This is a genomic window from Pseudoalteromonas sp. Bsw20308 (assembly GCF_000310105.2).
Lineage (GTDB): Bacteria > Pseudomonadota > Gammaproteobacteria > Enterobacterales > Alteromonadaceae > Pseudoalteromonas > Pseudoalteromonas fuliginea.
The window spans coordinates 2,655,388-2,681,043 of sequence record NZ_CP013138.1 but is presented as its reverse complement, the minus strand read 5'-3'; the positions used below and the strand labels follow the sequence as shown (position 1 = coordinate 2,681,043).

Below are 25,656 nucleotides of genomic sequence, written 5' to 3'. Positions count from 1 at the left end.
CTATTTTACCCCTTGGTAATGCCTATAAAATAGAATTGGTCTTAACGCTGGTAATATTTAAGTGTTAAATTGGTTGATCAAGTGACTTCAGTTGAGTATATTAAATACAGGATTCACATTCTATCTACACAAGCATAACAAGCGACACATAACTAAAACACACTACAACAACCAACGGAGAATTTTAATGTCGTTGAAGTCAGAAAATAATAATTCGATAGCGGGACCATTTGTACTAAGTCCAATAGCAAAATGGGTAAGAACAGCGGTAATTGCTGGTATGGCTGGTTCTTGTGCACTTACTGCGCAAGCTCAAGAAGCTGAAAAAAAGGTTACTGAAGTTGAACCTGATGTTGAAATCATTAGCGTTACAGGTACACGTAAAACAATACAAGATCAGATTGCTATTAAACGTGAGTCTACCACTGTAGTTGATGGCCTTTCATCAGAAGACATTGGTGATTTACCTGCACTGTCTATCGGTGAAGCGCTGGAATCAATTACAGGTGCTGCATCTCACCGTGAAAATGGTGGCGCAACAGAGATTACTATTCGTGGTCTTGGGCCATTTTTAAGTGCCACTCATATCAATGGCCGTGAAGCAACCAATGGTGGTGGTGACCGCTCAGTTAACTTTTCACAGTTTCCATCAGAGCTCGTAAAAAAAGTAGCTATCTATAAAACGCAAGATGCATCAATGATTGAAGGTGGTGTTGCAGGTGTTATTGCTCTTGAAACCGTAACCCCTCTTGATTTTGGTAAGCAACGCGTATCAGGGGAAGTTAAATTAAACTATAACCCTGATGAAAGTAATGTAGAAAACTCATTACAAAGCGATTTAGGTTATCGTGGTACGTTTAGTTATGTGGACCAGTTTGAATTTGATAACGGCCAAGCCGTTGGTGTGTCTTTTGGTGTACAGCGCCAAGATATTAGCCAACCAGAAGCTGAATATAGAAGCTCAAGCCCGTCAGGCTCTTCATTATGGGCGTGTTTAAATGATCCTAATAATACCAATGAAGGTTTTTATCGTAGCAGCGCTGGTGACTGTGAAGATCAGGTCGGTGGCGAAAAATTAAAAAACCAAGGCTATGATACAGATATTGATTCTGAAACCGGTAAAGCAAAAAGTGATGGTACGCCTTATGCGTGGACTGGCAGTAGTCGCAGTTTTCGTCAAAATGAAACATCGGATGAGCGTGACGCAGTATTTTTTGCATTGCAATACCAGCCTTCAGATGCGTGGGATATTAATTTTGATACGCAAATTTCAGACAGAACACAAAAAGAAGCGCGCCACGATTTAATTTTTTTACAAAAACGCGCAACACCAGGTATTACTGGCCCCACACTTGTTACTAACGATGTAGGTGGTATTTTACATTGGGAAGGCGAAGAGCGAATTGAATCAGCAGGTGAGCAATTTGAACGTGAAGAAAATTACCAAGGGTATGGTTTAAACATTGAGCACAATGTAACTGACCGATTAACGGTTAATCTTGATTTAGCGTATTCAAAAACAGATCGTGAAGAACTACAAATTTCAAACCGCGGTAGAACATCGGATCGTAATTTTTTCTCTTGGGATTTGGGCGATGAAATTCCTCATTTCACATTAACGGATTTTGATGTTACAGATATTTCTAATTTTACTGACAGCTTAAGAACACGTTTAGACCGTGAAAATGTTCGCGAAAATGTAATAAAATCAGCGCGTTTGGATTTTGATTATGAATTAGATAGTGGTATGTTCACTAAAATTGAAGGGGGTATCAGAACATCTGAGCTTTCTTTCATACAATTCGGTGGCAGCCAAGGTAATGGTTCAAGAAACGAATACACAGTAGGTGACGATACAGCACTTGAGATTCTGCAAGGCTGTCAAATTGACTTCCCTGAATCAGACTTTTTATCAAGCGTGTCTGATGGCAACATTGTAACCAATGTTGATAGTGATGGTAACGTTATTGGTTCAGGTACAGGTGCTTCGTGGGCAACCTACGACAACGTCTGTTTTTCGCAAGCAGTTGCAGCAACTGATGCCGATTACAACGGTGTGTTCGCCTATCCTGACGTTGAATACCAAAATACTGGTACTGTCGATGTAACGGAAAAAACCACTTCAGCGTATTTAATGGCTAGTTACGATACAGAGATGTTTGGTAAATTTATACGTGGTAACTTTGGCCTTCGTGTAGTAGATACTGAAGTAACATCTGTTGGCTTCAGAACAGATTATTCTGTTGGTACGGATGCAGACACTGGATTTCTTGAATTGGTATCAGATTCTACAACACTTGATAAAATTCAAAGCGGCTCTAGTTATACCAAATATTTGCCTAGCTTTAACTTAGTTGTAGATTATAGCGAAGATATATTATTGCGTGCGGGTATTTACCGTGGTATGTCTCGCGCAGACCCGTCAGATTTGAGCTTTAACCGTGAATTTTCAACGAACAGTAACGATGATGGTGCAGCCACTTCACTTTCTGATTTAGTCGTAGGTGTAAACGGTTCTGGTAACCCTGCCACTCAGCCATTAATGTCATGGAACTATGATGCGGCGGTGGAATGGTATCCGAATGAAGATTCGATTGTAGCGTTTAGTCTATATTACAAACAGTTCCAAGGCGGTTTTGAAAAACAAACTATTTTAGAAGAGTTTATAATAGATGGCGAAAGTATATCTCTGCCTATTACTAACTCTGTTACATCAGACGATGACAGCGAAATAGTCGGTCTTGAAGCTTCGTTTTCTTACCGCTGGGATAATGGCTTAGGTGTAAAGTTTGGTTATAACTTCGCTGACACTGATTTTGAATTTGAAGATAGCTTATACGGTGATACATTCACTACTGACCTTGATGGTAATACAACACAATTAACGGAAGGTATTGTTGAGCCAGGTTCAGTTCCTGGTTTTTCTAAGCATGTATTTAGTAGTCAACTTTACTACCAAATTGGCGACTTCGATACTGCGGTTATTTACAAATACCGTAGTGAGTATTTCCAACCTTATACAAGTAATGGTACCCGTTTACGCTATGTTGACGCTGTAGGTGTGTGGGAAATGCGTGCATCGTATAAAATCAATGAGCACTTTAGAATCAAAGCTGAGGCAATTAACTTATTTAGTGCACCTAAATCACAAGACTTCTTTGTTGAAGATAATTTAGGTGAAGTGAATGATTATGGCCCACGTTTATTCTTAGGCATGAGCTTTAAACTTTAAACTATAAAGTTAGAAATAGAAAAGGCGGTTTACCGCCTTTTTTCTATTTTTATCATTCTAAAGCTAAGTGAGTTTATGTATTAACTAAGCTGAACTCTGGTTAAGAGATTTATTATACCAATCTGCTTATATATGGGTCGGTAATCCCCCCGAAAAATAATAGATGCCAAACGTAGAATTTTCTCTTATTGTAAACACAGGAGAAAATTATGAAAAAAGCACATTTTACAGACAGTCAAATCCTCGCCATTTTAAAACAAGCAGAAAGCGGCGTGCCTATTCCTGAGCTATGCCGTGAACATGGTATGGGCAACTCAACCTTTTATAAATGGCGCGCTAAATACGGCGGCATGGATGCGTCTTTAATGACACGAATGAAAGAGCTTGAAGATGAAAATCGCCGTTTAAAGAAAATGTATGCTGAAGAGCGGCTAAAATCTGAGGTCATTCAGGAGGCAATGGCAAAAAAGTGGTAAAGGCTTCTGAGCGCAAAGTCTTGGCTCATGAAGTCGTTAGCACAAATAAAATGAGTATTGCCTTAGCCTGTCGTACTTTCATGATAAGTGAAACATGCTATCGCTATACGCCAAAACTGTCTGATGAAAATGAGAAAATTGCAGCGTTGCTATTGGATTTAAGCCAATGTCAGCGTAATTGGGGATTCGGTTTATGTTTTTTATATTTACGCAATGTTAAAGGCTACACATGGAATCATAAGCGCGTTTATCGTATTTACCGTGAGCTTGAGTTGAATCTGCGAATAAAGCCTAGAAAACGTCTAACAAGGAAGAAGCCTGAACCATTGGCTGTCCCTGAGGCCATTAACGAATGTTGGTCAATGGATTTTATGCACGACCAATTATCGGATGGCAGAGCGTGTCGCTTGTTCAATGTGATTGATGATTTCAATCGCGAAGGACTCACAATAGATGCTGACTTATCACTCCCCGCTGAGCGTGTTATCCGCTCACTCAATCAAATTATAGAATGGCGTGGTAAGCCAAAAGCTATCAGGTGTGACAATGGGCCTGAATATATTAGCCATAAATTAGCAGAGTGGGCGTTAAATAATAATATTGAATTACGATTTATTCAACCAGGTAACCCGCAACAAAATGCTTATGTAGAGCGGTTTAATCGCACGGTTAGGTATGACTGGCTAAGTCATTATATTTACAGTGATATTAGTGAGTTACAAGATAAAGCAACCGATTGGTTATGGACTTATAATAATGAACGCCCTAACATGGGTATAGGTGGCATAACACCCATACAAAAACTGGAAAAGTCAAACAACGGAAATTCTACAGATAGCCTCCATTAAAAATGGGGGGATTACCGGTCTATTTAACGTTAAAAAATTACGCTGAACTAGGCAAAATTTTTGTATTTTGTTCTAAATTAAAACTTTTAACGACGTTATAGCGCAATTTAATTCGTTAACTTGCTCAAATATTTATGCAAGTTAGTATTATTCAGAGTTCAGGTTATTTAGTTAAGTGAGAAATTGAATAAAGCCCACGAGTTTCATCTGTTTTTCGTCTTACTTCTTCCAATGCTTTAGCTTCACTTGCTTCAAATAATGCATTGATCAATCTATTAAAGTGATTATGCATCGCCTTTCTTGCGGCGGATGGGTTTCGATCAGATATTGCATCATAGATAGTGGTGTGTTCAGCCAAACGCTGATTTATATTTTGCGAACAAACACCTTGGTGAGCTAATAATATTTGTGGTTCTGAGCGTCGTAACTTCCAAAAGTTATTAATGGTGAGTGCTAGCGCTTTATTACGAGTTGCTTGTGCGATAATTTCATGGAAAAGTTGATCTGCTTCATCAGCTTTGTCAGAAAATTCCATGTCTATTAGTGTTTGCTTAAGTGCTTGTAGCTCACTATCTAAAATTTTAGAGGCCGCTAGAGCTGCAGCTTCCGATTCGACTAATGCGCGTGCCTGAGTTAGTTCAAATGCACTTATTGGGGGAGTTAAAGACGCTGTTTTTTTACTACTAGTAACAAATACACCCGATCCAGTTTTTACTTCAACGCGCTTTCTAACTTCCAGCGCAATAATAGCTTCACGAATAGTAGGGCGACTAACATCGTAAACTTCTGCCATTTCACGCTCTGCAGGCAAACGGCCACCTACTGGATAAATACCTTGATCAATTAAGGCTTCTAGTTTTTCTACAACCATCCAGAAACGTCTGCGCTTTTTAACATTTTGCATTACTTAATCTCTCAAAGTGGGGAGGTTTTGTTAACTTTAAACTCAAATTTTATGCTGCTTACAACGTAAAGAAACACAGTTAAAGCTTGGCATAATTAATTTTTATTATAAATACGAAATTTTAGTAGTCAAAATAATAAGTATTAGTCTAACTGTAAGCCAAGGAATTATCTTATTTTTCTTTTAAAACAGAGCATAAGCTAATTTACGATTTTTTGTTATTGATAAAACTTTATTTTATGGCGTTTTGTCTTTAAATTCACATAAATCGTATAATCCGACAACAATCTTGCTTACAGGCAAGAGGGTGTATGGTAAGTACAATACTCATCAGTGTTGTATATAAGCTGGTTAATACTACACAGGCTACTTTGTAAACTTTAACAGCATTTTTACTCAAGGCGAAGTTAGCACGATAAAATGCGAAAATATGCATGTTTCAGTGATTACAGGCCAGTACATAGTCTCAAAATAGCAGTGGATAAACTCATTAACCCGACAGTTAAAACGACTAAAAAGAGTCATGAGTTGTCGGTGGTATCTAAACTTACTAGTTAAACTGAAATTTCCGTAACAACTTCAGTTTTTACAGAATTAGCTATAAAACATTGCTCATGGGATTGATGATGCATTTTCTCAAGTTGCTCCATTGTTGGTTTCTTATCGCCTGAAAACTGAACATGTGGTTTAAGTGTGACTTTAGTCATTGAAATTTTACCATCACTATCTTTTTCCATAATACCAACTGCCTCGTCTACATATGAGTCAACTACATACTTTTTTTTGGCGGCAATAGATAAAAAGAATAACATGTGGCAACTAGAAAGTGATGCAACAAAAGCCTCTTCGGGATCGACATTTTTTTCAATTGAATAAGGTAATGGAACAACATGAGGGGAAGATGAAGCTAGTACGGTTTGACCGCCATCGAAAATCCATTTATGCCCACGGCTATATTTATTATCAATATAACTTTCATTATTTTCTCTTACCCAATTAATTTTGGCAAAATATTCTGACATATACACTCCATGTTGATGGACGTAGCCTAAGGGATAACTTAAATAGCCTCAACGTCTTGTGAATAAAAATTGTAAACATATTTATATAGAACTGAACTCTGAACGGAGTAAGCCGAAGCACTTGAGGTCATGAAATTTATTTTTCCAAAACCCACACTCACGTCGAAGTCCTTCTTCTTTAAATCCAAGCCGCAACAATAATGATTCAGATGCGATATTTTCAGGTATCGTATCAGCCTGAATTCGGTTTAACTTCCCACAAGCTAATATTCCAGAAAAACCAGCATCAACAATTGCGCGGACTGCTTCCACAGTATAGCCACATCGCCAAAATTGAGGGTGTAGCTCGTAACCAATTACAGCATTACGCATTTTACTGTTCCACGAATTAAACCCGCAAGTGCCTATCAATTGTCCTGTTGGTTTTAATCGGATGGCCCATCTGATGCCTTGCTGTTCGTGGTATCTTTTATTAAAAAGGTTAATCAAATTAGCAGCTTGATTGTGTTCACGAAAAACATCTAAATCATAGTATTCGATTACAGATGGGTTAGAAAATAAATTGAACAACTCAGCTTCATCTTCAACACGAAGCTCTGTGAGTAATAGCCGATCAGTTTCAAGTGATGGAAATACCATCTAAATTCCTTTTATAATAAATTAATTGCACATGTATCTGTTGATGCTGCGCTCATGCTTTTAGTTTTCTTTAGTGTCAATATCAGGCCAGTTTTTGGCTGTGTTCACTCGCTGCGAGCTATAACAAGTTTGTGGTTTATACCTACGCATAACCAACCCTGTATGGCTCAGATATTGATCATCCCCAATACGAACCCAGCCAGACTCCCATCTATACATTGAACCGTATACCAAAAGGCATCGATTATGTCGTTAATGACGGTTATAAACGCGAAGTCATAAACATTAATGATATTAAAGAGGAACAACTGTTAATTACGCGCTTGCATTAAATTTTCGGTGTAATCTGGAATTATCACTCATACAATAACGCTTCATACAGCAGCAATGTCTTGCGACATTACTGCCCAGCGATAACGATAGTACTAAACGAATACCGTTACTTCTTAACCTTTCCCTTAAGTACATAAATTTCACCATCAAAACTGCCTTGAATTGTCAGCCCTTGGCTTGCCAATTCCTGCAAATATTCAATGTGATCTTCAGTAATATGCTGGCCCGGCACTAAAAGCGGAATACCTGGCGGATATGGGGTAACTAAACCAGCGCAAATGCGGTTGTTACTTTTGCTAATAGGCACCGATTCGCGCTCGCCATAAAAAGCATCGCTTGGAATACACGCGAGATCGATGGCGGGTAAATTTTCTGGTAAGCGGGCTCTGCGCGTCGATTTCGACAGCTTCACTTTGCCCCCATCTAGCTTTTTCAATGCATTGTACAAACGAATTATTTTCGAACGTGTGCCGCCAAGCGTGAGTAAAACCAAGATAGTGCTGTGCGTGTATTTTTCTATTTCTAGACCAATTTCGTCCAGTAAATATTTATGAATATCTTTTAATGAATAAGGTAGCTCACTAATATCAATGAGTATTTTTAACGGATCGTGACCCATGTTATCACCGCTAAAGTGCGGAAATATATCCATAAAGTCTTGCTTACCTAGCACTTTAATGTGCTTGAGCGACGCCATCTGTTGTTTAAATTCGTCAACATGATTTAGCAGCGCATTGAGCAGCTTATAGCCTTCCATTTCCAATTGCTTTTGGCATACATCAAGAGACGCAATAAGCTGATATTTGGGCGATGTGCTGGCGTAGATACTGTAAATATCTCGAAAAAAATCAGCATCAAAATCGGGGTCGTTAATATGAATATAAGAGGCCTGAGAAAACGCCGACACTACTTTATGTGCAGAGTGGGTAATGTAGTCGGCCCCAGCATGTATAGCAGAATAATAACGAAAGCTAGGATGAAACAAAGAGTATGCAAACCACGCCTCGTCAATAAACACCTTAATACCATATTGATGAGCGTAATCTACGACTTGCTTCAGGTCGCTAAGCAGGCCATCGTAAGTACAACCTGTAAGCACCAGTAATTTAGCATCAGTATTGTTTTCAATTGCTAACTTTATGTCGGCCAACGACGGTGGCGCGAAAATCCCATATTTTGGATTTAAAATACTCGCCAAATAAATGGGGTAACTGGCAGATTGCAAAATGCCATAGTGGACTGATTTATGACAATTACGGTCAACAATTACTTTATCTCCCTTACGCAGGAGTGTTTGTAAAATAATTTTATTTGAGGTAGACGAACCGTTTGTAACAAAGTAGGTGTGCTTAACTTCAAACGTTGCCGCTGCTGATTCTTGAGCGCGACCAATAGTATTCGTGCTGTCTGATAATGAACCTAGCGAATCTACCGACACCGACAGATCGCCAACAAATACATTGCGGCCATAAAACTGATAAAAATCTTTAATATAAGGAGAGTTTCTAAAGCTAGAACCCCCGCTATGACCCGGTGTGTGCCATGAATCGTTCGACTCGCCCACATAACGACGGTACGCCGTCCAAAATGGCGTTTCCGAACGGTCGTCAAAATCGTTGATCATATAACCTAAAATTGCTTCAGGGTCAGAAATCACCTCGTCTTTAAAAAAGAAGGATTCAATTTCTTCTGACTCGTTAACGATTTCCAGCCCTTTGGTGTCGTCGCCAACAACATAAACCGGCAGCTCAAGACGAATAGCCTTTAACTCTTCAATAAAGCGGCTATACATACGCTCACCCACTTTATTGTGCATATCCCAGCTTAGAACCACGGCTTGAATATCACCATCTTCCGCTACATGTTCCAACGCGCGTTTAAGCTCAAGGCATTCAATAATATCGATATGAATATCATCACGCTCAAAGTTAGGAATAGTCTTTGACAGATTCGTTGAAAGCCCATGTAAAGTGGTTGGGTCTTGCTCAATTATCAAGATACGAAGTAGAGGTAGCATAGAGGTTTTCGCAATAAGATTTATAATGCTCAATAGCATAACCAAAGGAGTGAGACTTGTGAAATTAATACTTTGATAATGCCTTGTTATAATTTTTTTAATTCAGTAACAATATACTGTAAATCTGTATCAGTAGCCTCTTCGACAAGTCAATTACCCAACTCAGGGTTTAAGTTAAATCCAGTCGAGACATGTCTAGATTTGGTATTACTGTTGACCAATATACAGCCACTGCCTTGTCAGCAGTAACACCAGAATAATCTTTATTAAGGTAAAATTTAAAGAAAACTAGCAAATCAATGAATAGCACATCAAAAATACAGTTATGAGCAATTGCCTTGGTATATTGTGCTTTCGGTTTTAGTATTTTTCTCGCAAATTTAAAATCAGAACGAGGGCTCTCATATTTACCATGAAATTATAGCGCCGCCATAAACGCCGTTATGCGTCCGATTTAATTGCCTTGTTATATTTTTTATACCATAATCCAATATATATTGGTATTAACTAAACAAAGGTTTAACTATGGCTAAAAATACAAGTGTTACTTTAGGTGATCATTTTGATCAATTTATAAGCCAGCAACTTCATTCGGGTCGTTACGGTTCAGCAAGCGAAGTGCTTAGAGCTGGTTTGCGAGCATTAGAAGATGAAGAAACTAAACTACTTAATTTGCGTAATATGCTAGTTCAAGGTGAACAAAGTGGCACCGTTGAATATAGCTATGATTCTTTAATTGCCGAGCTTGATAAAGAAAATAATTGATGAATAAATTCGCATTATCAGCTAAAGCAAAATCGGATTTAATAAAAATTGCAAAATACACCCAACTCACATGGGGTCAAGCACAACGAAATAGTTATTTAAAAATACTCGATAACTCATTTCAATTATTAGCAAATGATCCCAAAATAGGAATTAACTGCGATTGTATTAGAGAAGGTTATAGTAAATACCCTCATGCTAACCATGTGATTTATTACAAAGGGCATAAAGAAAATCAGATACTTATTGTCCGCATCTTACACAAAAGTATGGATGTGAACCGCGCTCTATGAGAAAAACATAACGAGTCTGTAGATTAACTCGTTTTTTATTTGTTTTTATTGATAAATAAACCATAGCTGAGTTCCTATTTTGGTTCTATCGATTACTGTGTTTTTCATTGAATATAAAAAGCTGGTTTGTAGTGTTATTTCAATTGGCGTTTTGGAAGAGATTACCGGTGTTTGAGTGGCTTTTATTTAGAGTAAAAAGGCTTCCCCTTCTCAGTGCATTGTGTTTTGCAGCTTTTCTATATTCTGAACAAGACAATACAGTTGCTGCAGCGTCAAGTAAGGCATTCACTTTCATTTGACCTCGTAAGGTCAGTTTATTACCCCTTTATTCCTGTAATATACCGCTTTTTATTTAAAGGAAAGCCGGTTCAATACAGCCTAGTCGTTTGCCATTCTTTAATAAACAGCTATCGTCGTGCGATTGGGCTGTCTATTTTTACTTTCATCTAATCAACATAGCACAGCTTTTTAATGATTCATTATTTATAGTAATACACTCTTCATGCTATTTTTGTAGGCTTTTTTCGCAATAATTAGGATGGGTGTCATCCTAATTAGGTCGAATAAGCGAAGCGCCATTCGGCACAGTAAAATACCTTGCCAATTATTATCAATATTTTATGTTGTCGAGTGGCTGAAGAGTGCCATGAGCAGTCATTCATGATCAACTCGTTTCTGCCCTAAAGTGTGTTAACGTAAATACTCTAAGGGCAGCTTTAGTGTTAAATAGCTCTCTCGTTTTTTTAAGCGAGTATTAAGTGGCATGTAAGTAGTCTCGAAAAGCATCTGATATAGAGAATTCATGCAAAAGTGAAGTATCTAATGCGCCTATTCTTAATGGCTCAGATATCTCTTCCCAAGCAGAGAATATTGAGTTTAAGTAGGGTTTATCTTCTTTCCTATTAATTAGTCCTTTGATCTGCTCGGCTTGATCGTTTCTCAAGCCAACTTTTCTTTTGGCATCCTGAAATATTAAAGAATAAAATGACGCTCTTCCACAAATGTGTACGAGATCTTCTCTAGTCATTTCGTGCTTTACGACTTCATCGACTAAATCCATTAACTCGTAAATTTTTGGTAGTGCAAACTCTAAACGAATTAATGCATTAGGATGGCTGCCAACTGGTTCATGTGTAACTTGGTGACTTTTTCCGTCACTAAAAATATAAAAGGTGCAGGACAACCCACACACGAATTGATACAAAGCGACTTTCAGTTCCTTTTTATCATCTTTAAAATGGCGAACTATTTCACTCAAACAACTACTTATGCCATAAGAGTCTGCATACAATTCGGTAATATGTGAAATTGCCGCCTGTTTACCCACTAGTTTATTTTCTCTGTCTATATTGCATTCGTTAATGGTGGAAGTAATGTTATTTCCAAATCGCTCTCTTAAACAAGAGTGACGCTGTAATAAGTGACCTAGCTCGTGAAAAAATACGAATGTTAAAGCTCCTACGAACATGTTAAAGCAGTTCTGTTCGATGGAAAAATATTCAAATAGCAGCGGTTCGTTAGTATAGTTTGGTAATAATGCATCAATCCTTTTATCAGTCAGATGCTGAGAATAAAAATTACAGAAGGACTCGATGTCTCTATACAGAACTTCAACTAATTTATAATTAATACCAATAGTGTGTTGAGGTCGATTGACGTCAATAGAATCATCTCTTGCCCAAGCATTTACGACTTCATCAGTTCCAAACAATAGAGTCAGTTTACCATTCATATTTTGGTAAATACTATCGTTTAAATCGGCTGTGATCATTGTTAGAACATTCGTTGCTTGTTCGTAAATTTCTAAATTAGTCATATTAAAAACTTTATGAAACCTCAATTAATTGACAATGATTTTACGTTGATTGCTCAGGTTTGGAAAGCAAATTGAATTCTGGAGTCAGGTCGTACATCGTGCCAGTCAAGCTCTAAAAGTTAATCTTACTTTCTCAATATAAAACAAAGTCCATTCAACTTTGAAGAGCTTTGTATTACTAGGTAACTCTTTTCTACCCAAAAATGAGTTAAGTATCTAAATCATACAATGGTGCTCAGTCAACTTTGATATACAAAAATGGATAAGAGAAAAAAGTAAGACCTGAACCCTTGCGTTTCACCCCTGCAACTGCTTGAAAATTGCACAGGAATACCCCTTTTTAGAAGGTATCATAGCTAGACAGCTCGATATTCAACAGGTTTTACTTGCATTCATGAAGCATTTGTACAAAATTAATCCTTTCTAACCTTATGGTAAATATGGTAATTTTATTTACTTCGATCTGGAATAGTGGTGAAATTGGTTTCGAGATCAAAACGAAATCGCGAGTTTTTACCAGTGCGCGAAGTTAATGTAGAGTGAATCTAGGAGTAATCGACAGGATGACAGAAGGTTTTGCCAACAACGCTACACTAAAGTATTTAGGCTATGTTTACCAAGTCTTAATCGCCATTGAGAAGTGCTTTGATGCAAAACCCAATGAGACTATTTGGATAGAGTGCTTTGGAGATGTCTATGATGGTAAGACGTTCACAGAGGTAAAACACCACGTAGAAGAGCATAACTTAGCTAGTAACTCAAAAGATTTCTGGAACACTTTGAAAAACTTGGTGGTTGAAGACTCTTCAATGTTTGAGCAAATTGTGTTACACACGACATCTTTCATTTCCGAGAGTTCAATATTTCATGGTTGGAACACACGAAGTGCTGATGAAAAGCTCAACATCATAAAGTCTCACGTACCATCACCTTCAATTAAGTCTCTGTATAACAAAATTTTTGAAGGTACATCGGATGCCGAGCTATTGAGAATATTGTCTCGATTTACAATTGATCAATCTCGGGAGCATGTAGAAGATAAATGGAATAGCTTATTGGAAGCTCGCAAATTGAAGTGCGTGTTGGAGCCATACAGAGATAGCATCTTCCATTGGATATATTCATACGTCAATAAAAATGCAATCGAAGACCACCGACATTGGAAGGTTAATATCAATGATTTTGATGATGCTTTTCAGTTTCAAGTGAACAGATGGAGTGGAGATAGCATTCCTTTTCCTGTAGACCGCACGGATTATGACACGGAGCAGCATGCTGATGGTTATTTGTTTTTATTAGAGTATAAAGATATAGGTTTGAAAGGTAGGGATAGAGGTGTTGCTCTCAATGATTACTTCAAAGCTAAAAACAGTGAAGAGAGCCTTGTAGATCTTAAACCAGACATTATGCCCGAAATTATAGATAACTATTTAGTAGATGCAGTAGAGAAAGCTAAAGGGTTTAAAAGACAATATTCTTATGAAATAGATTGTGAAGATTTAGGTACCTCTAAATCTAACAAGGCAGCACGTGAAGCATATCTTGAATTCCATAATAGTTCGGTGTTAGAAGTACCTGAGGTAAGTGGTACGAAACCTTACTTCATGAGAGGTAAAGTACACGAGGCTATTAATAACACCGCTTATACTTGGAAATATAATAAAGAGGATATTGACTAGTGAATCCTCAGGTTATTAGAGATTTGAAGTACTCTCCCCATTTTGTTGCTGAAATACTATATTCATTTATAGAAGGTGCTAGGCGAGTTGACGAAAGAGGTGCAAAGTTTGAGTTGATTTATCTTGTTGTTCCTTTTGTTATGGATGATGTTTTAAGGAGAAAACTGAATAGCTCTAATGCTAGTAGCACATTTCAAACTGCATTTCTAAAGGATGATGAAATTAAAGAACGATTGTTTTTTATAAATGATAAAGTTCAACACTCAAAGTCTGTGACAAATTATGGTGTGATCTACCTCAGTTCAATTCGTGAAACTAGAATTGATTCTTTCATTTTGAATGGAAATAATTTAGAAAAAGCCTTAATAAAAAATCACTATAAAAAAGAGTTTATAAAGGCATCTTATAACTTAGGTATTATTTTTGCGAAAGAAGGATATGTTAATGTTCTTCTTAAATCTAGGGTCACAAGCATATGAAAGCTTTTTTAAAAAATATAATACTAATTGGTCATGATGGTGATTTGAAAATTCTTGGTTTTGATCGAGGGTTGAATATAATAACAGGTGACTCAAAAACAGGGAAAAGTGCTTTAATAGAGATTGTGGATTTTTGTTTGTTTTCAAAGCGCTCTACAATCCCAGTGGGAAAAGTCACTGATTTCACAGACATATTTTGTTGCGTATTTGAACATGATAATAAAAAGATAATCATTGGACGATCAAATAATCAACCTTCAAAGTGTTATTTTTCTGTTGAATATTCTGCTGATTTCAATGTTGATGATGAAATTAACTCTAACTATTTTAAGTCCAAGAAAAATAGGACTAGATTAGAGGTTCAAAAGGACTTTGAAGAGCACTTAGGATTATCGGTTGAAGATACATCATTGAATAATGATGATTATGAACTTAAGAAAGGGAAAGTCTCAATTCGGAATGCTACTTCACTATTCTTTCAGCATCAGAATTTAATAGCTAATAAACATAGTGACGTGGTCAACTAAATTCAGTCACCCTAGTTAAGAAACCATATCTAATGTTTCGATTCGTTCTTCAAAGTCATTTGGGCTTTGATAATTTAAGTACGAATGTAAGCGACGACTGTTGTACCACATACAGATGTAATTCATTACATCCTGTTGAGCCTCATAACGCGTTGGGTAGTTTTTCCAATGCACGCGCTCTTGCTTCAAACTACCGAAGAAGCTTTCTGCAACAGCATTATCCCAGCAACAGCCTTTCTTACTCATGCTACCAATGAAGTCATTTGACTTGAGCAATTTACGATATTGGTGGCTTGCATATTGAACCCCTTGATCTGAATGGATAATTAACCCTGTTTTGGGTTGGCGTTGCCACATCGCCATAGTCAGTGCGTCACAGACAAGCTGCGCTTTCATTCGTGAGCCCATGCTCCAACCAACGACTTTGCGCGAATATAAATCAATCACTACCGCCAGATACAACCAACCTTCTGCAGTCCAAACATAAGTGATATCTTGTACCCAGGCTTGATCAGCTGCTTCAACGTTGAAGTTTTGCTCAAGTACATTGGGATAAATAGGCTTATTATGCTCACTATTCGTTGTCACTTTGTATCTCTTTTTATAACGCACCCAGACATTTGCCTCTTTCATTAGCTGTGCTGTTTTGTAACGACTCACCGGAAAACCGAGTGCATTTAAGACTTTCTGAATACGCCTTTCACCGTAAGTATTATCACTGAAGTGCGCTATGTCCTTGACACAATCAATCATTTCTTGATGTGTTGGATCCTCTGATTTAGTTGAGAATCGCTTTTGATAACTATAGTAATTGTTACTTTTTACACCCAGTATTCGGCACATTGTCGCCACAGGCCAGGTCTTCTTGTATTGGGTTATGAACGAATATTTCACTTCGTTTCTTTGGCAAAGAAGACCGTCGCTTTTTTTAATATTTCACGCTCCATTTCTAGGCGTTTCACTTGCGCTTTTAGCTCTCTGATCTCTTCTTGCTCAGGGGTTAAATTACCGTTCCCTCTAAAAGCATGCCCATCATCATTTTCAGCTTCTTTTATCCAGCGACCAAGCATGTTGGGATTTACCCCTAAATTTCTAGAGGCTTCTGCTTGTGAGTAGTTTTGCTCAACAACTAATGCGATAGCATCAAGTTTAAATTCTTTGGAATACTTTTTACGTTTTGTCATTATCGATCTCCAGTTAAGTTGATTATCTCTTAACTGGGGTAGTCGAATCCATTAAACCACGTCATAGTTTGTTTTATAGGTTCGATAATTTCATTAAGAGTAGAACAGTAATTGATCAATTTCCTATCTTTATGGGCTGGGTTGATAGCAGATACTACAGATTGAAGAAAAGATCTGAAGATTTAGAAAAACAAATAAAAAAGATAGAGACAGAAAAAAAGAAAGCTTTGCTCGGTATTCAAGAAAAAAGAGAAAAACTACTTATACCAATTAGGCAGTATTATAGAGTGTTAAATCTTAAATTTTTGGATGAAGATGCATCACTGGAAAAGCTAAAAAATTTAGCGAGAAACCTGCCTTCTGTACCATTGAATGCAGAGCAAAATGTTGACTTCAATAAACAGCTAAATGCCTTAGAGAAAGCAAAAGATAAAGAGCTAACGTCTTTATATGAATGTAATCAATTGATAAGTCTTATTAAGGAAAATGAGGAGGAGTCAGTAGATTACTCAAACTCGATGGCACGCCTTGCAGAAGTATCACAAGATGAGTCTGTATCTAAAAACAGTGTTAGTTGCCCGTTATGTAGCACACCAGTAACTAGTCTTGTTTCTAAAGTGGAAGAGGTTAAGCGCTCTAGAGAGCTACTTCTTGATGAACTGTCCCGAGTTGGTAGTTACAAACAGGACAGTTCTAAGTCTCTTAATTCATTACTTTTAAGGCGAGACAAGCAAAAACAGGTCGTAGCTAATATAGATAATGAAATAAGACAATTAAGAAAATTATTCAGAAATAAAGATAACCTAGATATAAGGGACTCACTAAATAATATTCGTGGGAGAATAGAGAGCACCTTAGAGTTCTTTATTGAAGGGCAAAAGTTAGAAAAAACTAGCCACGATCTTTCAGCTATGAAAGAGGAGTTAGAAACCTGTATCAGGCTGATTCGAGGCTATGGTCTTGAGCATAAATTTTCCGAGGCCAATGCAATCATCAATGAGACAATGAATGAGCTTAAAAAAGACTTAGATTTTGAAGATGATTTACGAGATGGTGAGATGAAATTCAAAACAGAAGATTTCACATTCGCTTATTACTTTAAAAAACAAGAAATACTACTATCAGAAATGGGTAGTGGTGCGAACTGGTTGGCTTGTCATCTAGCGGTTTTCTTGTCAATTTTAAAATTAACCTCAAGCTCAAACTCTGTAATACCAGCAATATTATTTCTAGATCAACCTAGTCAGGTATATTTTCCAAAAGTAACAAGAAGATTTTCTTCTAATAATAAACAAGAGTTATTGGGTGAAGAAGAAGTTGATGAGAATATTAAACAAGTAATAAATATATTCAAGGTTTTTGAGCGGTTCTTGAATGAACTTGAAAGAGATCCAAAAATTGGATTTAAGCCACAGATTATAGTTTTAGAACATGCAGATGAACCTGAGTTTGATCAGTATGTTAGATATAGATGGTCTTCAAATGGTCAAAAGTTGATATAATTTTACTAAGGTCAAACAGTAACGTTTGACCTTAGTATTAACTGCCAATGATATCTATGAAATAAAGGCTAACAACACTCGGGGGGATTACCGGATTACCGGCGTTAAAAAACCCACATCCACGTGGGCTTTGAAATCACTAAAATAGAATAGTGGGTTTTAAAGGTCGTTTTTTAGTTTTACACAATATCTCTGAATAAGATTTTATTCACCTAAATTAACTTAATTAGAAAAAATATTATCGAGATCTTCGTCAATATAAACACCCGTCAATCCATTATCTTCTACAGCAGATTTAAACTTATCAGTACAAAACAAACGAGAACCACCTGTAAACTTGCTTTTAAAAACTGGCTTATTTTTTACATCATCATTTATGAAAGCAATCTTGATATAATCTAGAGGATAACCATCTAAATATTCGCGTTCACATTTTGCTTCATCTTCTTGTCCAAATGTACGCAAATTAAAAATTACAATAGGCTCACCATCAGCTTTTGTTTCAATAAACTCACCTAGAGGCGCTAATAAATCTTTTAAAGCTTCATAAGCATTCATCCTAAGAGCGATAAATCCATCCATGATACTTATATCGTAGTTATCTTTTAGGTAACCAGGTAAAAAAGACAACTCATAACTTTGAGGCCAATACTCTAATAAAGAGTCATTATTCATATGGATATCAAGTAGAAACATGCAAGCATCTTGATTAGGTGGCAACATTAGTTGTATTTTTTCAGAAAATGAAAGTATGTCCCACTCAACCATGTCGTAAGAATTAGTAACTGGCTTTAACGAGAACAACTTCATGATTTACCATCCCAATTAGCATCTTTACGCATCATAACGCTGGCTGGCACCATATGATTTTTAATTTTTATTTTCACGCCACGTAATGCATTTACAAAATCAAGTTTATTTACTTTGGTTCTTAAACTAGTAGACACCCAAACTTCATAATTATGACGATGCAACCTTCTATGAGAAACAGTGTCAGGCGTAGCCCAATCATCTGACTTGTTTTTTTCAAAGTTTCTTAGCCATACCCCATTCGTAGGATCATTAATACCAATACCAAACGAATGCATTCTTAAACGTGTGGCATATGTAAGACGTTGTCTATATCGCCCCTTACCACACACAATGTGATGCGCCTCATGATATGAAGTCGGTTTTGGCTCGCCTGCCGCTCGTAAAAACTTAGCAAGTTTTTCCGTCGGATGATGCTCTTCTTCTGCTAGCTCCTTAATAGAGGTACCTTCGCTTTCTGCACGGTAAGACTCTAAGCTTTGTTGTGCAATAAGCAAGTGCTCTAAACGCTTGCGTTCTTTTTGCAAATGGTCGTAATCTCTTTGCAGCTTTTCCTTAGATGCAGGAGATTTACGACGCTTATCGTCATAGTGTTTTTTTGCTAGTAATTCATAATTATAAATAGCCATTTCTAAAGGGCTAGGGTTACTTGGTCGATCTGGCATTGGGTAGCGCTGCAGTTGAATCATCCTTAAATCCTTAAATTTTCCTTCTGTTAGGGCGTAAAATAGCAAATAGATTATCTAGGTGCAATTCTGAACGTTACACACCTAATAACTTCAATCAGTTTATTGCTAACAATGAATAACACAGCGGTAAAATTTTCGTTCATACAACACAAAATTGAGTGACCTCTCATCGCTCAAGGCAGCCTATAGTTACTCTGTTTTATCTTTAAACTCACACAAGTCTTCAATAATACAGCTGCCACACTTAGGTTTACGCGCTACGCAGGTATAACGTCCGTGAAGAATCAACCAATGATGTACGTCTACTTTAAATTCTGCAGGCACTACTTTTTCAAGTTTTTGTTCAACGGCTACAACATCTTTACCCATGGCAAGCTTAGTGCGATTAGAAACACGAAATATATGCGTATCTACTGCTATTACAGGCCAACCAAAGGCGGTATTGAGTACAACATTAGCTGTTTTACGGCCAACGCCTGGTAGGGCTTCTAGGGCTTCACGATTTTCTGGCACTATGCTGTTATGTTCATCTACCAATATTTGGCACATTTTGTAAACGTTGGCCGCTTTTGAATTAAATAGGCCAATGGTTTTAATGTAATCACGCAGTGTATCGTGGCCAATATCTAAAATAGCTTGGGGTGTATTAGCAACAGGGAACAGCTTACGAGTGGCTTTATTAACGCCTACGTCGGTTGCTTGCGCTGAGAGCGTAACGGCAACCAATAACTCAAACGGGCTTGAATATTCAAGCTCTGTAACTGGATGTGGATTATCGTCGCGTAAGCGAGAGAGTATTTGGTGACGTTTTTCTTTATTCATGCAACTTAAAACGCATTAGCTTTTGCTAAGTTAATGCGCTTTCCCCTTAAGTTAAGCTAGTAACACGTGCTCGAGGGCCTTTTTCAGGTTCGGCAGGTGCAACTTGTTTTGATTTTATTTGTGCGTCTATTACGTTTTTAGCCGCAATAAGCAGCCCCAGGCCTAAAAAGGCACCGGGTGGCAAAATGGCCAGTAAAAATTGGTTATCAAAGCTAAATACTTCAATGCGTAAGCTTTGTGCCCACGGGCCTAATAATAAGTCGGCGCTGTCGAATAACGTACCTTGGCCAATGAGTTCACGCATTGCGCCTAAAACGACCAGCACAATCATAAAGCCCAAGCCCATCATTAAGCCATCAAAGGCTGATAAGTGAATTGGGTTTTTAGACGCGTAGGCTTCAGCACGGCCAATAATAGCGCAGTTAGTAACAATCAGCGGGATAAAAATCCCTAAAGACTGATAAAGCCCAAATGTATAAGCGTTCATGAGTAACTGCACTATGGTTACAAAGCCTGCAATGATCATAACAAACACCGGAATACGAATATCTTTTGGTACCCAGTTTCTTACTATTGATACACTAATATTAGAGCCGACTAAAACAAGCAGTGTTGCAAGCCCTAGACCCAGTGCATTTGTAATTGTAGAGGTAACAGCTAATAACGGGCAAAGACCTAAAAGCTGCACTAGGGCAGGGTTATTTACCCATACACCTTCTTTATATAATGTTTTTAATTCGCTCATTTAGTTACCTCTGCACATTTGGCGTTAGGCGCGGCAAAAATAGCATCAAATTCACTCTGTGCGAACAGCACTGCGTTTTTTACTGAGCCAACCACTGCGCGAGGCGTAATGGTGGCTCCTGTGAACTGATCAAATTGTCCCCCGTCTTTTTTAACGGCCCAGCGAGCATCGTCTTCGCCTTGCACTGTTAAACTTTTAAATGTAGTGATCCAAGAGGATTTTTTAACTTCTACCTTATCACCTAAACCAGGGGTTTCTTCGTGTTTAGTGCTGCGCACGCCTGCAATAGTACCATCACTTAAAACGGCCGTTAGCAAGTTAATATCGCCACTGTAACCACTTGGTGTGACATGCCTTACAACAAGAGCAACGGGTTTGTTATTTTTGCGGGCGCGATAAATTATTTGATTAGCATAAGGGCCTAACCGTTCATCTGAAATAATAACGCAATCGGTTGAAAGCGCGTTATCGTAAGTACTCGGGTCAAGCACTTCTTGCAACTGAGACGTTAGGTGTAGCTGTTCTTGTTCGGCAATTTTATCGGCGGTTAATGCATTAATTGACGCAACGAGCCCCGTGGTTACAAGGGCAAATGCCGTTAAAATAGCGCCATTTTTAGCCATAGATGAAATAATCATTTTACTGCTCCATGGCCATAAGTACGTGGTTGCGTGTAGTAGTCAATCAACGGCACTGCAATGTTTAATAACAGTACAGCAAACGCAACGGCATCAGGATAACCACCAAAAGTACGAATTAAATACACTAGTAGGCCAATTAAAGCGCCGTAAATTAAACGACCTTTATTAGTTGTGGCAGCTGATACCGGATCGGTAGCTATAAAAAATGCGCCCATCATAGTAGCACCACTTAATAAGTGAAATATTGTGCCAGGCTCAGTTCCTGGGGCGGCAATATAACCAATGGCGCTGCATATAGCTAAGCTTGCAATAAAGCTCACTGGAATATGCCAGTTAATTATTTTTTCTTTTAATAGGTATAAACCACCTGCTAAAAAGCCTAAATTAACCCACATCCAGCCAAGGCCGGCCCATTCATTAAATAATGTTTTTTGCATGCTTTCGGTAACCGTTAAACCATGGCCAATATCGGTTTTAATGGTGTCTAAAGGCGTTGCCATAGTGATTCCGTCAATACCTGCGCGGACTTGATCTAAACTATAACCAATGGAGGTGAAGTCGGTAAATATTATACGTAGTTGTTCAGTAAACCCTATAACGTTGTTAGATAGTTCAGACACAGGTAACCACGAGGTCATTTGTACCGGAAATGAAACTAATAACAGCACATAGGCAGCCATTGCAGGGTTAAATAAGTTAAACCCTAAGCCACCATATAATTGTTTAACGATAATAATAGAAAATAAACAACCAATAATAATTATCCACCACGGGGCTAAAGGCGGAATACTTAACGCTAATAACACAGCGGTTAGCCATGCACTGCCATCACTTAATGCAGGCCAAACCGGGCGCTTTCGCATCAGCATTATGGCAGCTTCAAAAACTGTTACTGCAGTTAATGCCAGTACTAACTGAATAAGCACGCCAGTGCCAAAAAATACAACTTGAGCAATGAGTCCAGGAATACACGCAGCTATAACGGTAAGCATTAATCGCGTTAACGATTTATGACTGTGGTTATGCGGCGAACTGGCCATGGTTAATTTCATGACTGATCATTTCCTTCTTTTTGTAACTTTTTGGCTTTTGCTCGGGCAATAGCGGCAGCAACAGCTGCTTTTTTCTTATCGTCGCTTGATTTAGGTACGTCAGCGTCAATAGAGCTAGATGAATTGTCGGTATTATCGGGTGCGTTTGGTGCTTCTGCATCTTGAAGTGCTTTAGCTGCTTTTTTAGCTTTGGCGCGTGCAATAGCAGCGGCAACGGCGGCTTTTTTGTCATCAACTGGTGCTTCGGTTTGCGGCGCTTCACTAATGGCTGGCTCTGCATTCTCTAGTGCTTTAGCTGCTTTTTTAGCTTTGGCGCGTGCAATAGCAGCGGCAACGGCGGCTTTTTTATCATCAACTGGTGCTTCGGTTTGCGGCGCTTCACTAATGGCTGGCTCTGCATTCTCTAGTGCTTTAGCTGCTTTTTTATCATCAACAGGAGTTTCGGTTTGCGGCGCTTCACTAACGGCAGGCTCTGCATTTTCTAAGGCTTTAGCTGCTTTTTTAGCTTTGGCGCGTGCAATAGCAGCGGCAACGGCGGCTTTTTTATCATCAACTGGTGCTTCGGTTTGCGGCGCTTCACTAACGACTGGCTCAGTACCTTCATTTGCTTGTGCTGCTTTTTTAGCTTTGGCGCGTGCAATAGCAGTGGCAACGGCGGCTTTTTTGTCATCAACTGGTGCATCGCTTTGTGGCGCTTCACTAACGACTGGCTCAGTACCTTCATTTGCTTGTGCTGCTTTTTTAGCTTTAGCGCGTGCAATAGCAGCGGCAACGGCGGCTTTTTTGTCATCAACTGGTGCATCGCTTTGTGGCGCTTCATTAACGACTGGCTCAGTACCTTCATTTGCTTGCGCTGCTTTTTTAGCTTTAGCGCGAGCAATTGCTGCAGCCACTGCTGATTTTTTATCATCAACAGGTGCAGTATCGGCTGATTCATCTGTTTGAGATTTTTGATCTTTATATTTTCTAGCTTGTTCTTTACGTAGCGCGCGTTCTTTTGCGACTTCACTATTATCAGGTTCTAATTCCGCAGATTGATCACCGAGCTTTTTAGCTTTGGCGCGGGCTATAGCGGCAGCAACAGCTGATTTTTCATCGCCATTATCTGATTTGTTTTTAACGCGGGCTAAAGCATCAGCTACTTTTTGTTTTTCGTCAGCCGATTTAGCAGCAGGTTTACGTTTATGGCGGTTTTGTCTTTCTTCTTGCTCGCGATCTAGGCGCTCTTTACGTGCATCAAAACGCTCTTTTGCGCGATCGGCTTTAATTTTATCAGCCTGTTGTTCTTTTATTTCCACTTTGGCGACACGGTAGTACTGTACAAGTGGGATTTCACTTGGGCAAACATAGGCACATGCGCCACATTCGATACAATCAAATAAATTGTGTTCTTGTAGTTTGTCGTATTCTTTTGACTTAGCAAACCACTGTAATTGCTGTGGCAATAAAGAAGCAGGGCAGGCATCAGCACACGCACTACAGCGTATACAGGCTTTTTCAGGGCCGGGTTCTGCTAGCTCTTTATGATCAGGCGCTAAAATACAGTTAGTTGTTTTAACTATGCCAATCCGCACTGTTGGCAGAGTAAAGCCCATCATCGGGCCGCCCATAACAACGCGTTGCTGTGGTACAGGTGAAAAACCTTGGCAATCAAGTAAATGTTTAATTTCAGTGCCAAGTAGTGCCCACACATTACCAGGTTTATGGATAGTATTACCTGTTACAGTGACTACCCGTTCAATGAGTGGCTTACCTTCGTACACAGCTTGCTGCACGGCAAACAACGTACCTGTGTTTTGTACAAGTACGCCAATGTCAGCCGGTATGCCGGCGCTTGGCACTTCACGATTAGTGAGTAGCTTAATAAGTTGTTTTTCACCACCCGATGGGTAAATAGTCGGGACCGTTTGCACAATTATTTTTTCGTTATGCTCAGCCGCCTTAGTCATAGCAACTATCGCTTCAGGCTTGTTATCTTCAATGCCCACAATACACAACGCTGGATTTAGCAACTGTTGCATGAGTTCAAGGCCTTGAATTACCTCAATTGCATGCTCGCGCATTAAGGTATCGTCGGCTGTAATATAGGGTTCACACTCAACCGCATTGACTATCAAAAACTCAATCGGTTGCTTTGTGTCAGCTTTTACATAAGTAGGAAAACCTGCGCCGCCCATACCGCTAATACCGGCTTGATGAATTATATTTACTAGTTCGTCGTGGGTAAGCGTTGTTGGATTATTAATTGGGTTAAGTGCCACCCATTCATCTTTACCATCTGGTTCAATAACAACACTCAGCTCTGGTAATGCAGAAGGATGCGCAGAAGGCATTGGTGCTATATCAGTAACAATCCCCGAGCTTGGGGCATGTACAGGCACTGACCAGTTTGCAGCAGGGGAGGTTAAAGCTTGGCCTTTAAGTACACGCTGTCCTTTTTCTACAAGCAGCTTACCGTTTGCGCCTATGTGTTGCTTTAGCGCCACTACGAGCTTATCGGGCAATGGTAGGCGCGTAATGCTAGCACTATTAGAGAGTGATTTTTGTTGTGGTGGGTGTATGCCGCCAGGAAATGGCCAAACAACCCCTTTTTTTATTTGTTCAAGTAACTTATCCACTCAAACCTCTAATCTATTTGTGTAACAGGAATAGCATCTAGCTGCCATTTCCAGTTTTGTTTAGTTTCGGCTACAGGCAGCATATCAATGCAATCTACAGGGCAGGGCTCAACACATAAATCGCAGCCAGTACATTCATCAATTAACACCGTGTGCATTTGGCGAGTCGCGCCTAAAATAGCGTCAACAGGGCAAGCCTGAATGCATTTAGTGCAGCCAATACATTCGTCTTCGCGAATGTAGGCTACCGTTTTTATTGGCTCTGCTTGTTCGCCGCCGGCAAGTGGTTTTTCATCAACTCCCATTAAGCCGGCAAGCTTTTTCATGGTAGCTTCGCCACCCGGAGGGCATTTGTTTATTTCATCGCCATTTGCAATTGCTTCAGCATAGGGGCGACAACCTGGGTAGCCACATTGTCCGCACTGGGTTTGCGGTAAAATGGTGTCTATTTGCTCAACAATGGGATTGCTCTCTACGCGAAATCGTATAGCGGCAAATCCTAAAATCAACCCAAAAACCAGCGCTAACGAGCCAAGCGCAATTAAGGCATAAAACAAGGTCAT

The 25,656-nt window shown here is 38.8% G+C and carries 22 protein-coding genes; 8 read left to right on the top strand and 14 right to left on the bottom strand.

Annotated features, from left to right (window positions below; translation table 11 throughout):
* Positions 1–187 precede the first annotated feature (187 nt).
* Both D172_RS11630 and D172_RS11620 read left to right on the top strand, forming a co-directional pair.
* Positions 188–3,232, top strand: a complete 3,045-nt coding sequence (locus D172_RS11630; RefSeq protein WP_007378586.1) for a TonB-dependent receptor — start codon at positions 188–190, stop codon at positions 3,230–3,232.
* Between the two features lie 209 nt (positions 3,233–3,441).
* Positions 3,442–4,556 (top strand): IS3 family transposase gene (locus tag D172_RS11620; RefSeq protein ID WP_150115560.1). Its coding sequence is split into 2 segments (ribosomal slippage): positions 3,442–3,694 and positions 3,694–4,556, totalling 1,116 coding nucleotides; the frame shifts between segments, so codons are not numbered across the junction.
* Positions 4,557–4,719: 163 nt separating this feature from the next.
* On the opposite strand, the gene D172_RS11615 is transcribed toward D172_RS11620, so the two are convergent.
* The 4 genes from D172_RS11615 to D172_RS11600 all read right to left on the bottom strand — a co-directional run bounded on the left by D172_RS11615 (position 4,720) and on the right by D172_RS11600 (position 9,471).
* Entirely contained in the window at positions 4,720–5,460 is a 741-nt protein-coding gene (locus D172_RS11615) for a FadR/GntR family transcriptional regulator (RefSeq protein WP_007378954.1), read from the bottom strand.
* Positions 5,461–6,014: 554 nt separating this feature from the next.
* Positions 6,015–6,482 (bottom strand): OsmC family protein, encoded by a 468-nt coding sequence (locus tag D172_RS11610; protein ID WP_007378953.1) that lies wholly within the window; start codon positions 6,480–6,482, stop codon positions 6,015–6,017.
* An 81-nt stretch (positions 6,483–6,563) separates the two neighbouring features.
* Positions 6,564–7,121, bottom strand: a complete 558-nt coding sequence (locus D172_RS11605; protein WP_007378952.1) for a GNAT family N-acetyltransferase — start codon at positions 7,119–7,121, stop codon at positions 6,564–6,566.
* Between the two features lie 439 nt (positions 7,122–7,560).
* The gene (locus D172_RS11600) at positions 7,561–9,471 is read right to left on the bottom strand and encodes an aminotransferase class V-fold PLP-dependent enzyme (RefSeq protein WP_033023881.1); all 1,911 of its coding nucleotides are present in this window, start codon (positions 9,469–9,471) and stop codon (positions 7,561–7,563) included.
* A 525-nt stretch (positions 9,472–9,996) separates the two neighbouring features.
* Here D172_RS11600 and D172_RS11595 point away from each other — a divergent pair.
* Both D172_RS11595 and D172_RS11590 read left to right on the top strand, forming a co-directional pair.
* The gene (locus D172_RS11595; RefSeq protein ID WP_007378950.1) at positions 9,997–10,236 is read left to right on the top strand and encodes a type II toxin-antitoxin system ParD family antitoxin; all 240 of its coding nucleotides are present in this window, start codon (positions 9,997–9,999) and stop codon (positions 10,234–10,236) included.
* Positions 10,236–10,529: a type II toxin-antitoxin system RelE/ParE family toxin gene (locus tag D172_RS11590; protein ID WP_033023880.1), complete on the top strand. Its 294-nt coding sequence runs from the start codon at positions 10,236–10,238 to the stop codon at positions 10,527–10,529. The genes D172_RS11595 and D172_RS11590 overlap by 1 nt, the downstream gene beginning before the upstream one ends.
* A gap of 754 nt (positions 10,530–11,283) precedes the next feature.
* On the opposite strand, the gene D172_RS11585 is transcribed toward D172_RS11590, so the two are convergent.
* Positions 11,284–12,345, bottom strand: coding sequence for a hypothetical protein (locus D172_RS11585; RefSeq protein ID WP_007378949.1), 1,062 nt, complete (start codon positions 12,343–12,345; stop codon positions 11,284–11,286).
* Positions 12,346–12,908: 563 nt separating this feature from the next.
* Between D172_RS11585 and D172_RS11580 the strand changes: the two genes are divergently transcribed.
* Genes D172_RS11580 through D172_RS11570 form a run of 3 tightly spaced genes read left to right on the top strand, consistent with a single transcriptional unit; the run spans position 12,909 to position 15,030 of the window.
* A complete protein-coding gene (locus D172_RS11580; protein WP_007378948.1) occupies positions 12,909–14,024 on the top strand; it encodes a hypothetical protein in 1,116 nt (371 codons plus the stop codon).
* Positions 14,024–14,503, top strand: a complete 480-nt coding sequence (locus D172_RS11575) for a three component ABC system middle component (RefSeq protein WP_033023879.1) — start codon at positions 14,024–14,026, stop codon at positions 14,501–14,503. The genes D172_RS11580 and D172_RS11575 overlap by 1 nt, the downstream gene beginning before the upstream one ends.
* Positions 14,500–15,030 carry an AAA family ATPase gene (locus tag D172_RS11570; RefSeq protein ID WP_058230553.1) on the top strand — a complete coding sequence of 177 codons (531 nt, stop codon included), beginning with the start codon at positions 14,500–14,502 and terminating at the stop codon, positions 15,028–15,030. Before D172_RS11575 ends, D172_RS11570 begins: the two co-directional genes overlap by 4 nt.
* 15 nt (positions 15,031–15,045) lie before the next feature.
* On the opposite strand, the gene D172_RS11565 is transcribed toward D172_RS11570, so the two are convergent.
* Positions 15,046–16,214, bottom strand: a protein-coding gene (locus D172_RS11565; RefSeq protein ID WP_420713787.1) for an IS3 family transposase whose coding sequence is annotated in 2 segments (ribosomal slippage) — positions 15,046–15,968 and positions 15,968–16,214 — 1,170 coding nt in all. Because the reading frame shifts where the segments join, the coding sequence is not laid out codon by codon here.
* Between the two features lie 161 nt (positions 16,215–16,375).
* On the opposite strand from D172_RS11565, the gene D172_RS11555 reads away from it, so the two are divergent.
* Positions 16,376–17,716: a DUF3732 domain-containing protein gene (locus D172_RS11555; protein ID WP_205986634.1), complete on the top strand. Its 1,341-nt coding sequence runs from the start codon at positions 16,376–16,378 to the stop codon at positions 17,714–17,716.
* Positions 17,717–17,938: 222 nt separating this feature from the next.
* Here D172_RS11555 and D172_RS11550 read toward each other — a convergent pair whose 3' ends face one another.
* The 8 genes from D172_RS11550 to rsxB all read right to left on the bottom strand — a co-directional run bounded on the left by D172_RS11550 (position 17,939) and on the right by rsxB (position 25,656).
* Entirely contained in the window at positions 17,939–18,526 is a 588-nt protein-coding gene (locus tag D172_RS11550) for an imm11 family protein (protein WP_007379028.1), read from the bottom strand.
* Entirely contained in the window at positions 18,523–19,215 is a 693-nt protein-coding gene (locus tag D172_RS11545) for an AHH domain-containing protein (protein WP_007379029.1), read from the bottom strand. Before D172_RS11545 ends, D172_RS11550 begins: the two co-directional genes overlap by 4 nt.
* 189 nt (positions 19,216–19,404) lie before the next feature.
* Entirely contained in the window at positions 19,405–20,037 is a 633-nt protein-coding gene (gene nth / locus D172_RS11540; protein WP_007379030.1) for an endonuclease III, read from the bottom strand.
* A 46-nt stretch (positions 20,038–20,083) separates the two neighbouring features.
* The gene (locus D172_RS11535) at positions 20,084–20,782 is read right to left on the bottom strand and encodes an electron transport complex subunit E (RefSeq protein ID WP_007379031.1); all 699 of its coding nucleotides are present in this window, start codon (positions 20,780–20,782) and stop codon (positions 20,084–20,086) included.
* Positions 20,779–21,420, bottom strand: a complete 642-nt coding sequence (gene rsxG / locus D172_RS11530) for an electron transport complex subunit RsxG (protein ID WP_007379032.1) — start codon at positions 21,418–21,420, stop codon at positions 20,779–20,781. Before rsxG ends, D172_RS11535 begins: the two co-directional genes overlap by 4 nt.
* The gene (gene rsxD / locus D172_RS11525; protein WP_007379033.1) at positions 21,417–22,475 is read right to left on the bottom strand and encodes an electron transport complex subunit RsxD; all 1,059 of its coding nucleotides are present in this window, start codon (positions 22,473–22,475) and stop codon (positions 21,417–21,419) included. The genes rsxG and rsxD overlap by 4 nt, the downstream gene beginning before the upstream one ends.
* Complete coding sequence (gene rsxC / locus D172_RS11520; protein WP_058230552.1) at positions 22,472–25,093, bottom strand: electron transport complex subunit RsxC; 2,622 nt, start codon at positions 25,091–25,093, stop codon at positions 22,472–22,474. Before rsxC ends, rsxD begins: the two co-directional genes overlap by 4 nt.
* An 8-nt stretch (positions 25,094–25,101) precedes the next feature.
* On the bottom strand, positions 25,102–25,656 hold the full coding sequence (gene rsxB, locus D172_RS11515; RefSeq protein ID WP_007379057.1) for an electron transport complex subunit RsxB: 555 nt from the start codon (positions 25,654–25,656) through the stop codon (positions 25,102–25,104).